The sequence below is a fragment of the Dokdonella sp. genome, assembly GCF_035703485.1.
GTDB lineage: Bacteria > Pseudomonadota > Gammaproteobacteria > Xanthomonadales > Rhodanobacteraceae > Dokdonella.
Genome location: NZ_DASSYD010000123.1, coordinates 1 through 10,713, shown reverse-complemented (window position 1 = coordinate 10,713; position 10,713 = coordinate 1). Strand labels below are relative to the sequence as shown.

8 protein-coding genes are annotated in these 10,713 nt (G+C 60.6%); 5 read left to right on the top strand and 3 right to left on the bottom strand.

Annotation, left to right across the window (positions count from 1 at the left end; genetic code table 11):
* The first annotated feature begins 252 nt into the window (after window positions 1–252).
* Both VFN25_RS09360 and VFN25_RS09355 read left to right on the top strand, forming a co-directional pair.
* On the top strand, window positions 253–1,578 hold the full coding sequence (locus VFN25_RS09360) for an NnrS family protein (protein WP_325141166.1): 1,326 nt from the start codon (window positions 253–255) through the stop codon (window positions 1,576–1,578).
* 68 nt (window positions 1,579–1,646) lie between these two features.
* Entirely contained in the window at window positions 1,647–2,048 is a 402-nt protein-coding gene (locus tag VFN25_RS09355) for a SirB2 family protein (protein ID WP_325141164.1), read from the top strand.
* 64 nt (window positions 2,049–2,112) lie between these two features.
* Here VFN25_RS09355 and VFN25_RS09350 read toward each other — a convergent pair whose 3' ends face one another.
* Window positions 2,113–3,336 (bottom strand): alginate export family protein, encoded by a 1,224-nt coding sequence (locus tag VFN25_RS09350; protein WP_325141162.1) that lies wholly within the window; start codon window positions 3,334–3,336, stop codon window positions 2,113–2,115.
* Between the two features lie 302 nt (window positions 3,337–3,638).
* Here VFN25_RS09350 and VFN25_RS09345 point away from each other — a divergent pair, with 302 nt between their 5' ends.
* Together VFN25_RS09345 and VFN25_RS09340 are read left to right on the top strand one after the other, a co-directional pair.
* Complete coding sequence (locus VFN25_RS09345) at window positions 3,639–4,118, top strand: c-type cytochrome (RefSeq protein ID WP_325141169.1); 480 nt, start codon at window positions 3,639–3,641, stop codon at window positions 4,116–4,118.
* A gap of 116 nt (window positions 4,119–4,234) precedes the next feature.
* Window positions 4,235–5,848 carry a winged helix-turn-helix domain-containing protein gene (locus tag VFN25_RS09340; protein WP_325141160.1) on the top strand — a complete coding sequence of 538 codons (1,614 nt, stop codon included), beginning with the start codon at window positions 4,235–4,237 and terminating at the stop codon, window positions 5,846–5,848.
* Here VFN25_RS09340 and VFN25_RS09335 read toward each other — a convergent pair.
* Complete coding sequence (locus VFN25_RS09335; protein ID WP_325141158.1) at window positions 5,832–6,944, bottom strand: serine hydrolase; 1,113 nt, start codon at window positions 6,942–6,944, stop codon at window positions 5,832–5,834. The two genes, VFN25_RS09340 and VFN25_RS09335, sit on opposite strands and share 17 nt — an antisense overlap.
* A gap of 318 nt (window positions 6,945–7,262) precedes the next feature.
* On the opposite strand from VFN25_RS09335, the gene glnA reads away from it, so the two are divergent.
* Window positions 7,263–8,672: a type I glutamate--ammonia ligase gene (glnA, locus tag VFN25_RS09330; RefSeq protein WP_325141155.1), complete on the top strand. Its 1,410-nt coding sequence runs from the start codon at window positions 7,263–7,265 to the stop codon at window positions 8,670–8,672.
* Between the two features lie 475 nt (window positions 8,673–9,147).
* Here the strand turns inward: glnA and VFN25_RS09325 are convergent, their stop codons facing one another.
* Complete coding sequence (locus tag VFN25_RS09325; protein WP_325141153.1) at window positions 9,148–10,350, bottom strand: tetratricopeptide repeat protein; 1,203 nt, start codon at window positions 10,348–10,350, stop codon at window positions 9,148–9,150.
* Between the last annotated feature and the right edge of the window lie 363 nt (window positions 10,351–10,713).

Here is a 10,713-nt window from a genome sequence, read left to right as displayed (position 1 = left end):
ACTACGGACCATCAGTTCGCTTCCGGTTGCTCTCCACCCCGCCTCTCAGCGACGCAGTTACCTTCAACTACGAGGCCTGTGGCTTGCCCCGACGCGGATTTACACCGCGCTGATACGACGCCCTCACGGGCGCACTCGTCCCTGCGCAGGCAGGGACCCAGTGCCCCTTCGCATTTCCTGATCTCGATCAAGGCGCGGATGCGAATCATTCTCGATAATACGCGCCGGTTCTCATTCGGCGCCTGGAGATTGATGATGTATGCCTTTCCCGAACATCGTGGCTATCCTGACGCTCGCACGATCGAGGCGGAAACCATCAACCTCGGTTGCATCCTGGAGTTTTCGACGATGGATGATTCACGCAACGCGTTTGCCGACTTGCCGGCCCTGCTGGCCAGTGCGCCGCATCGGATGATGTTCTTCGCCGGTGCTTCGGCGATTATCGTTTCCATGTTGTGGTGGGCTTGTGAGCTGGCTGCGGCCTACTTTGGCTTTTCGTTCCCGACCACGCCGGTGCCGCCGGGTTGGGCGCATGCCGTGTTCACCCAGTTCGGCATGCTGCCGTTCTTCATTTTCGGCTTTCTGCTGACCGTATTCCCACGCTGGCTGGGACAACCGGCTCTCCGTCAACGTCACTATGTGCCGGTATTCATTGGTGTTTTCGGCGGCTATCTTCTCTCGCATGTCGGCTTGCTGGACGTGAAGCCCCTGTTGCTTGTCGGAATGCTGATGATGGTTGCCGGCTGGGCCTACGCGCTGACCGTGCTCGGACATATCCTGATTGGCAACGGCGCAAAAGATCGCACTGCCTTGTCCTGCTATTCCGCGCTTGTCCTCGGTTTTGTCGGGCTCTGCGCGTTTACCGCGTTCAGCTTTGGCGAATCGGCGGCTTTGGCGTTGGCGGCGATCAAGATCGGTACATTTGGCTTGCTGTTGCCAATCTATTTCACGGTCCTCCATCGCATGCTGCCGTTTTTCAGCGCAAGCGCCATCGGGCCAGGTTACAAGATGGTCAAGCCAGCCTGGAGCCTGCCGGTATTCTGGCTGCTGGCGCTGCTGCATCTGGGCCTGGAATTGACCCATCGGCCACAATGGCTGTGGCTGGCCGATGCACCGCTGGCCGTGTTTTTCCTTGTTCACTGGCTACGCTGGCAGCCGTGGAAGTGCATGCGTCCCGGCCTTTTGGCGGTGTTGCACATCGCCGCGGCCTGGTTGCCGATCGCCCTGGGCCTTTATGCGGCGCAGAGTTTGTTGGTGTTCTTCGATGCCGGCTTGTCGCTTGGCCGTGCTCCGGTGCATGCGCTGACCATCGGCTTCTTCGGCTCGACGCTGGTGGCGATGGTGACCCGCGTCACCCAGGGCCATTCCGGGCGACCGCTGGAGATGGGCCGCATCCCCTGGCTGACTTTCGTCCTCTTGCAAGCTGTCGTGGTGATCCGGGTGTTCGCCGAACTGGCCGAGAACATGGCCCTGTGGCTGGTAGTCGCGGCGTTCGCCTGGCTGGTCGCGTTCCTGCCGTGGGTGGTCCGCTCGATCTGGATCTTCACCACGCCGCGCATTGACGGCAAGCCGGGCTGACTTCGAGTCTGCAAGAATCCCGTTCTTCTACAGCCGAATGGCTGGACATCCCGACTCCCGGCTCCGCAATGATCGAGTTCTACCCGCAAATCAAGTTTGTCCATGTCCTCTGCGTGATCCTCTCGGGCAGTCTTTTCGCGCTGCGCGGACTGCTCATGATTGCGCGATCACGTTTCACCAATCATCGCGCCCTGCGGGTGATGTCCTACATCATCGACACCACGCTGCTCGGCGCTGCGCTGATCTTGATCACGCTGCTGCATCAGTACCCGTTCGTGCAGGCCTGGTTGACGGTCAAGGTGTTGTTGCTGGTGATCTACATCGTGCTCGGCGTGTTTGCCCTCAAGCGCGGGCGTACGCGTGCGGTGCAGCTGAGTTGCTACGTTGCCGCCCTGCTTGTGTATGCCTTCATCATCAGCGTCGCGCTTGCGCATGCGCCATTGGGATTCCTCAGCACCTGGCTCCACTGAGCAAGCGCAGATCGATCCCTGCATCGGCATCGATCAACGCTTGCCGGTCCGCGAAACCCGCCGATCAGTAACGGTATTCGACACTCGCCCAGAGCTTGCGCACATCGCTGCCGTAGCCATCGCTGTGGTAATCGGCGGCTTTCAGCAGGCCGCTGAATCGGGCGTTGAATCGATAGCCGATCGAGGCGTCAAACTCATGGCCGTAAGCATCGCCGCCCTGGTCGGCGCGGAAATCGTGATAGGTCGTCGACCAGGAGACCCGGCCGGATTGGCCGATCTTGCCGCTGAGGCCAAAATAGCGGTCATCGAGCCCGTCAACCGGCGTGCTGAGGAAGCGGTCGGCCCATCCATTGAAGGCATGCAAGGTGGCGTAGGGCGTGCTGAAACCGTATCGGCCATTGCCGCCGAGCACTTCCCAGCCGGCCTTGATCGTCAAGCCCCTGATTTGCAGGCTAGGCTCGATCAAGTGGTAGCGCGCACTTTGTGAGAGTGGGTTGTTTGCGTAGTCGGACTGGTCGGACCATTCCAGCGCCCATCCCAGCGTGTTGTCACCTAACGGGTGCTTGCCAGTCCAGCGCAGGCCGAGCGTGCGTGTTGAAAGCGTGGCGATGCTGTTGTTCTCGACCAGATAGGCATAGGCGCTGAGCGAGCCGAATGGCAAGGCCTGCTCGGCATGAATCAGGTTTCCGCTGAGCGACCACTCGCCGAGCAGCGGATTCGGGTTGTCGTGGCCGAACACGCGCAATGCGCGATCCAGGTAGGTGTAGCCAATCGTCGGCCCGCCGCCCGAAAACGTGTGACCTGCAAACAATGCATCGAAGGTCTGCTCGTTCTGACGCCAGCCGACATTGCCGAAGAAGCGCTGGTTGTCGAGCATCACTTGCTGACGTCCGAGGCGTGATTGCCATTGTTCGCCGCTGTAGCCAATCCAGGCCTGATTGAGTTCGCTGCTCTCGGGATCGGCGACAACCGGATATGTCGTCTTGCCGTTGGCGGTGCTGTTGTAGTGCTGGCCAAACAACCCCTGGACATGCTCACCGTCGACCCGGATCTGCCAGGCTGATGCAAACACCCAGCGATAGCCAAGACGAAGGCGCACGGTATCGGCATTGGCGTTGCGCGTGAAAGCGGCATCATCGACGGCCTCATGCCGATAGCGCAGATCGATGATGGGCCCGGATCCGGGCGCCGTGTCGGCTGCAACTGCTGGCGAACCGATGCCGGTGACAACGAGAGCAAACGCCATCAGCAGACGCAGGCGTGGGGGGCGGTTCTGATCGTGATTCATGGGCCTCACCTGGTTTCCGGCGCGCTACCGGATTCCTTGTGACGTTGCGCCTTGCCCACGCTTTTGCTCTTGATTTTCGTCAAGTGGAAGACTCGTCGGGGCCCTCAGCGACCCAATGCCGCAGCCATCCAGCCCCCGGGATCGGGCATTGCGATGCACATGTACTTTCGTGACTGGTCGGGGCTGGCTATACTTGATCGTCTATTTTTGCGAGCCGGAGCCTGTTCCGGCCGCTTGCAAGGGGTGGTTTCGTGAGCAATCCGGTTCCCAGTACTGACGCAGTTTTTCTCAAGCGTTTCGCGATGTTGATCGCATTCCTGATCCTGTTATGCGTCCTCCTGATCGCGCTCGCCGCGCATATCTACAACAAAAATCCGCCGCCAGAGAATCCAGCGCGGGCAAAGATTGCCAATGAGCGCCTGGCACCGGTCGGCGCCGTCTATGCAGGCGATACGGGTCGCGCCGCGATCGAAGCCGCCGCCGCAGCCGCCAAGGCCGCTGCCGCTTCGCAGGTGGCTTACGGCGGAACAACCGATGGCAAAGTCATCTTCGGCCACCTCTGCCATGCCTGCCACGAGACCGGAGCCGGCGGTGCGCCGACGCTGGCCGACAAGGCGCACTGGGCCCCGCGCCTGGCCGAAGGCGTCGATACCCTGGTCAAGCACGCCATCGAAGGCTATACCGGCAATGCCGGCATGATGCCGGCCAAGGGCGGCAACCCCGCGCTCAGCGACGAGCAGGTTCGAGCCACGGTCGAGTGGATGATCACGCAAGTCAAATAAGTTGCCTTGGCAATCCGATCACCTGTGCAGAAACGCCGCCTCCGGGCGGCGTTTTGTTTTGCCCTGCCGCCAGCCGGTTGCCTCCGACAAGCTGCTGGATCCGCTATCGTTGACCGATGCCTGATGACCGTCGCTATTGCCTGGATGACCTGCGGATCGACATCGACCGCCAGACCGTGGAACGCGACGGGTCGCGTCTGGATGTCGGTGGGCTCAGTTTTCGCCTGCTCGCGGCCCTGATCGAACGCGGAGATCGCGTGCTCAGCTTTGACGAGCTGATCGAAGCGGTCTGGGCGCCTGCCATCGTCGGCGAGGAAACCGTTACCCAGCGGGTCAAGTTGCTGCGCCAGGCACTCGGCGATGACGGCCGCCGACCCCGCTATATTCGATCGGTGCGCGGACAGGGCTATCAACTGTGCACGCAGCCACGCCAGCTCGAAGAGCAGCCCGATGTCGCGCCGGAAGACGCAAGTTCGGATAACGGTCGAACGCGAGGACGCATCGTCGTGCTCGGTGTCGTCGTGCTGCTCATCGTTGCCACTGGCTGGTGGCAATTCAGACCCGCCGAACTTTCCGAATTGCCGTCAACCGTACCGGGCGTTGCCGGCGACGAGCTGCAACGTGCGCGGTACTACGCGCGCATCGGCCAGGATGCCAACAACGAGCGTGCAATCAGCCTGTATGAAACCGTGCTTGCAAAGGATCCGTCGAACGTCGATGGCGCACTCGGTTTGAGCCGCGCACTCAGCGCGCGCATGTGCCTGTACAACCGGGGCACCGGATCCGCAGCGCGCGCCGAGGCACTTGCCAGCAACGCCATCGCGCAGGATGCGGGAAATTCTCAAGCGCACGACGCGCTGGGTTACGCCTACGATTGCCGCGGACTCATCGATTCCGCACTTGTTGAATACGAGCGCGCCTACGTCCTTGATCCAGCGGCACGATTCGCCAGCAAGGCATCGGCGGCCTATCTGTATTCGGTCAAGGGTCGCCTCGCCGATGCGCTCAAGGCGAATGTCGAGGTTTCCGGAAAACGCAGTGAGCTGCGCTTTCTTGATATCCAGATCGCACGCAATCTTGAGTTGCTCGGATTCGTCTCGGCAGCGGAGCAGCGATTCGAGCGCAGCTTTGGCCTCTATCCGGACAATGTGTATTCGAACGTCGCCTGGCCTCGCAGTCTCTTTCTGCAAGGCCGTCTGGCCGAAGCCGAAGCGGCCGTTGCCTTGGCCCTGAAACGCCCGGCGCATCCCGAGTTGCATGTGCTCGATGGTGAACTCGCCTTGCTCCGTGGTGATCGCCAGCGCGCACGCGAGGCGTTCGCCAGGGCGCATGCGATGCGCCCTTACACGAGCTGGCCGGATACGCTGCTGCATCTCCATGCCGAAGCTCCGATCGACAGCGCATGGATTGCCAACCAGATCGGCGCGGTCAGCAAGGCGATCAAGGATGGCGAAGTGGCCCCGGAAATGTATATCGAGCTGGCCTTGCTCGAACTCGGCGGCGGCCATCACGCAGCCGCGCTCGATGCACTTGATGCGGCGATTGATGTCGGCTTCCGTGATCGCGCCTATTTGCAGGTATCGCCGTTTTTCCAGGGACTGACGAGTGAGCCTCGTCTGGCCGCAGCCATTGATCGCATTGGCCAGTTGGTCGCAGGTGAGCGCGCCGCCGTGCTGGCAGCCGATTGGCTGCCAGCGGATTTGCTCTCGACAGCTAAGGCAACGCCTTGAGCACGATGTCGGAAAAGATTTTCTGTGATTGCGGGTGGGCGAAGCGCTGGTTGTAAGCCTTGCTCGTGATCACGCTGACCAGCTCCAGCTCGGGCACGATGAAAACGTAGTTGCCGCCATTGCCGGACATTGCCCAGGCCGGTTGCTGCTTGCCCTTGTGCGGAAAACTGAAGCGCCAGATCTGGTAGCCGTAATCGGCGTCGTCGCGGGCCTGGGCATGCACGCTGAGCATGGAACGCACCCAGTCCCTTGCCAGCACGGACTTGCCATTCCACTGACCCTCATTGCGCAACAGCTCGCCGAGTTTTGCCAGATCACGGCTGCGAAAGCGCGTGCCGCCACCGCCCATGGCCGTACCGTCCGGCGCGAAATTCCATTTCACCTTGTTGATGCCGAGCGGCGTTTCGAGCACCTCAGCGGAAAACTTGTCGAGTCGCTGGTGCGTCGCCTTTTCGACCACGGCGCCGAGAAGAAAGGATCCCGCCGTGCAATACGAAAACGCACGCCCGTACGGACTGTCAGCCGGCTTGCTCTCCCACGGCGGGAATCCCTTGATCGGCAGATCGAGAACGAAGCCGATCCAGTCCTCGCTCACATACATGCGCTCCTCGTTGCCCGAGGAAAACTGGTTCTCGTCATTGCATTCGAGCAGCGAGCTCATGGTCAGCAGATCTTCAAGACTGATCGTCTGCTTGCGCTTGTCGGGATGAAGCGGGCGGGGACGGTCCTTGAAGTACGGCCATACCTGAGCCTTGCCGTCGGGGATCAGCTTTCGATCAATGGCCGCGCCAACCAGCATCGCGGTGATGGTCTTGGTCAGCGACCGGGTGTCGTTGAGCTGGTCGCGCGAGCCGCCGTTGAAATAGCCCTCGTAGACGAGCTTTCCGTGATGGGCGACGACCAGACTGGTCGTGCCTTTCCAGGTGCCGTCGGCGATCTTCCTTTCGGCTTCGTCGAAGCGCGCCGTGGACCAGCCAAGGGCTTTTGCGTCGCCGACCTTCCAGCCGTCGTCGAGGGAATCGGGGTGCGCGGATTTCGCCTCTGCCAATGAGCAGGCAAGCAGCGAAGCAGAAAGCAGGCAAGCGGGACATCTCATGATCATCTCCTGGCGTGGTGGAACCCGGACAGTTCGCCACCAAGGCTCATGAAATGCCTGAAGTCCGAATGAAGAATTCTGAAAGCGGAGTTTCAGCACGCGTGATTCAATGCAAACGCTACTGATACTGCTAGCCGGGAGCCGATTGCACCAGAAAGATGATATAGCGAACGAAATTGCACGCAGGTGGTGCAATCTGTATCCGGTTTCGGTCGTTGGTAAAAGCCAAGTCGTTGAATAAGCGCATATTTTGCGGCGCAGCAATTCTGGCACGGGGGTTGCACTCAACTCCAGACAATCACCCACGCCGAGGTTTCCATGTCTGCCGCAAACGTCCTCAAGCTGATCAAGGAACACAACATCACCTACGTCGACTTCCGCTTCACTGACGTACGCGGTGTCCAGGAGCACATCACCTACCCGGCCGCGATGATCGATGAATCGACCTTCGAGGACGGCAAGATGTTTGATGGATCGTCGATCTCGGGTTGGAAAGGCATCAACGAGTCGGACATGGTGCTGATGCCGGATCCGGAGTCGGCCCTGATCGATCCGTTCCTCGCCGATCCGACCCTGATCCTCAATTGCGACATTCTCGAACCGAATACGATGCAGGCCTACTCGCGCGATCCGCGTTCGCTGGCCAGACGCGCCGAGGCCTATCTGAAATCCACCGGCATTGCCGACACCGCGTTCTTTGGCCCGGAACCCGAGTTCTTCATTTTCGATTCGGTGCGCTGGCAGAACGACATGGGCAAGTGCTTCTTCGAGATCGAATCCGAGGAAGCCGCGTGGTCTTCATCGAAACGCTACGAAGGCGGCAACAGCGGCCATCGTCCGGTGATCAAGGGCGGCTATTTCCCGGTGCCGCCGGTGGATTCGCTGCAGGACATGCGCGCCGAGATGTGCAACGTGCTGACCGAACTCGGCCAGGTGGTCGAAGTGCATCATCACGAAGTGGCAAACGCCGGCCAGTGTGAAATTGGCGTGCAGTTCAACTCGCTGGTCAAGAAAGCCGACGAGTTGCAGATGCTCAAATACGTGGTCAAGAACGTTGCCCACGCCAATGGCAAAACGGCGACCTTCATGCCCAAGCCACTGGTCGGTGACAACGGCTCGGGCATGCACGTGCATCAATCGCTGGCCAAGGGTGGCGTCAACCTGTTCAGTGGCGATCTCTACGGTGGCTTGTCGCAGACGGCACTTTGGTACATCGGCGGCATCTTCAAGCACGCGCGTGCGATCAACGCCTTCACCAACTCGACGACGAACAGCTACAAGCGCCTCGTGCCAGGTTTCGAGGCGCCGGTGATGCTCGCCTATTCGGCGCGCAATCGCTCGGCCAGTTGCCGCATTCCATTCGTCAACAATGCAAAAGGCCGACGCATCGAGATGCGCTTCCCGGATGCAATGAACTCGGGCTACCTCACGTTCTCGGTATTGTTGATGGCGGGTCTCGACGGCATTCTCAACAAGATCGATCCCGGTGCGCCCTCGGACAAGGATCTCTACGACCTGCCGCCCGAGGAAGAAAAGAACATTCCGCAGGTGTGCTCCAGCCTCGACCAGGCCCTCGCCGCACTCGACAAGGATCGCGAGTTCCTCAAGGCCGGCGGCGTGTTCTCCGATGATTTCATCGATGCCTACATCGATCTGAAGATGGGTGAAGTCACCCGCTTCCGCGCCGCCACGCATCCACTCGAATATCAGATGTATTACTCGATCTGACTACTCGCGCAGGCTTGTTACGACACGGAGTTCATCCACGGACAATTGAAAGTGCCGGTCGGCCTTGCCGACCCGGCCATCCAGAATCGGCAACGAGTGTTCATGAACAAGTCGGAATTCAGGATTCCGCGGTGCTCATCATGGCCAGGGTCTGTTCACACTATTACGCTATTACGACGATGGCGCCGGAATAGTCCGAACAGGCTCTGGTTGCATCGGCCTGGCTTCGCTCGCCTGGCTCCTCTTTGCCAGCTGCGTGTTCGGTCTGCACGTCAGTGAAAAAAGGAGCACGAAGGCCTCGATATCACCTGTCACGGTGAGGGCGCCTGCGAGAGCTGACGCGCAACACGCGGAGGCACCGGGTTTCTGCGCGCAGCGGAGACAGGGATTTCGGGATTGCTGATGCTGATGACGTTGCTGCTCGGTATCGGTGCGCGTCGGGTTGCCCGGCGAGCATCTGGAACGAGAGGCGAGATCAGATCACCGACTCGCCGACCCACGCGTCGCGCAACGCGGAAACCAGCTGCCCTCGGTTCGGACTGTCGCCGAACCAGTAGACCATCCGCGCGGCCAGACGCTCGAATTCGTCGACCGAATATCCGGGCGCGATGCGGGCAATCTGATCAGTCACTTCGCGCGCTTCAGCCAACTTGCCGGTGTGGGCCAGCGCGGCAGCGAGGGTGACCAGGTTGAGGCTGTATTGCGGGTTGCGATCAGTACTCTCGCGATAGGCGGCGATGGCGGCATCGGTGCGGCCCAGCCTGATCTCGCAATGACCACGATAATGAGCCCATACGGCAAACCGGGGATGATGCGGCGCACGCTGCTCGGCCGTTTCGATCATCTCGATGCCGGCGCGATCGCCTTGCAGCCAGCAATGTTGCCAACCCAGCACCGCCAGATGGTGCGGGTTATTCGGGTCCAACGCGATCGACTGACGAAGGTTGCGAACTGCCAGCCGCGCATTGCCCATCATCGCGGCCGCGATGCCAGCCGCCGCGAGTACATCGGGATCCTGTGGGGCGAGCTCCAGCGCCGTGGCGACATGCTGCCTGGCCAGCGCAAAGGTTTCCTTCGGTGATGGGTCGAAGTGACTCACTACATTCTGTGCATGCTGTACCGCGAGCGCGGCGTGAATCGCGCCGTCATTCGGATCCATGGTCAGGGCGCGATCGAGCAGTTCGACGATCTCCATCGCGGTATCGCGGTTGTAGCGCAGACGCAGGCTTTCCGCGCGCTGGACCAACTCATAGGCGCTGAGCTGAAACGGACGGCGACCCTGAATCGTCGCGTAGAAGGACATTTGCAAGGCGCTCACGATCGATGTCGAGATATCCAGCACCAGCTTGTGTTCAATGTCGAAGAACCCTTCAAGCGGCGCGTCGATGCGCTGCGCCCATATCTGCGCATCATCGAACGTATCCATCAGTGCCGCTCGCACCTGAAACATGTCCCCTCTGCGCGAAAGCGAACCCGACACGGCATAGCGCACGCCCAGGCGGTTCGAGATTTCGGATAACGGCGTGACCTGCTCCTCGATCATCGCCGCAGAACTGTAGGCAGACACGCGCAGGCGCGACACGCGCGACAGCAGCATGGTCAGGTCACGAGTGATGCCGTCGGCGAGAAAAGCGTCGTCGGCCCCCAGCGAATGGCTGCGGAACGGCAGCACCGCCACCGAATACTCACCATCGACGTTGAACACTTTGGCCCACGACTCGCCATTGCCCGAGACCTCGCAGGGACTCGACGCCTTGATTTGAAGCGGAAGGGTACTGGGCCCCTGCCTGCGCCGGGGGACGGGGAGTTGGAGTTGCGCGTGCTATCAAGGCTTGTCGCGTGTTTTGTATCTTTCACGCTATCGAGTAGCCCGGCAAGCCATCGAAATCCCGCATCACCCTCTCGTCGCCCCTGCGCAGGCACTGTCTCTTGATCACATCTTTCTTGCGCTTTAGTCTGTAACTCCATGATTTACATGCCAACAGAGGGCGTAGTCATGGTGAGCAACGAATGGAAGTGGTCAGAAGAGATCTTTGGGTCG

What these genes read in the sequence shown, in the direction of transcription:
- VFN25_RS09360 (WP_325141166.1), top strand. Translation starts at nt 253, where the DNA reads ATGATGTATGCCTTTCCCGAACATCGTGGCTATCCTGACGCTCGCACG.
- VFN25_RS09355 (WP_325141164.1), top strand. Translation starts at nt 1,647, where the DNA reads ATGATCGAGTTCTACCCGCAAATCAAGTTTGTCCATGTCCTCTGCGTG.
- VFN25_RS09350 (WP_325141162.1), bottom strand. Translation starts at nt 3,336, where the DNA reads ATGAATCACGATCAGAACCGCCCCCCACGCCTGCGTCTGCTGATGGCG.
- VFN25_RS09345 (WP_325141169.1), top strand. Translation starts at nt 3,639, where the DNA reads ATGTTGATCGCATTCCTGATCCTGTTATGCGTCCTCCTGATCGCGCTC.
- VFN25_RS09340 (WP_325141160.1), top strand. Translation starts at nt 4,235, where the DNA reads ATGCCTGATGACCGTCGCTATTGCCTGGATGACCTGCGGATCGACATC.
- VFN25_RS09335 (WP_325141158.1), bottom strand. Translation starts at nt 6,944, where the DNA reads ATGAGATGTCCCGCTTGCCTGCTTTCTGCTTCGCTGCTTGCCTGCTCA.
- glnA (WP_325141155.1), top strand. Translation starts at nt 7,263, where the DNA reads ATGTCTGCCGCAAACGTCCTCAAGCTGATCAAGGAACACAACATCACC.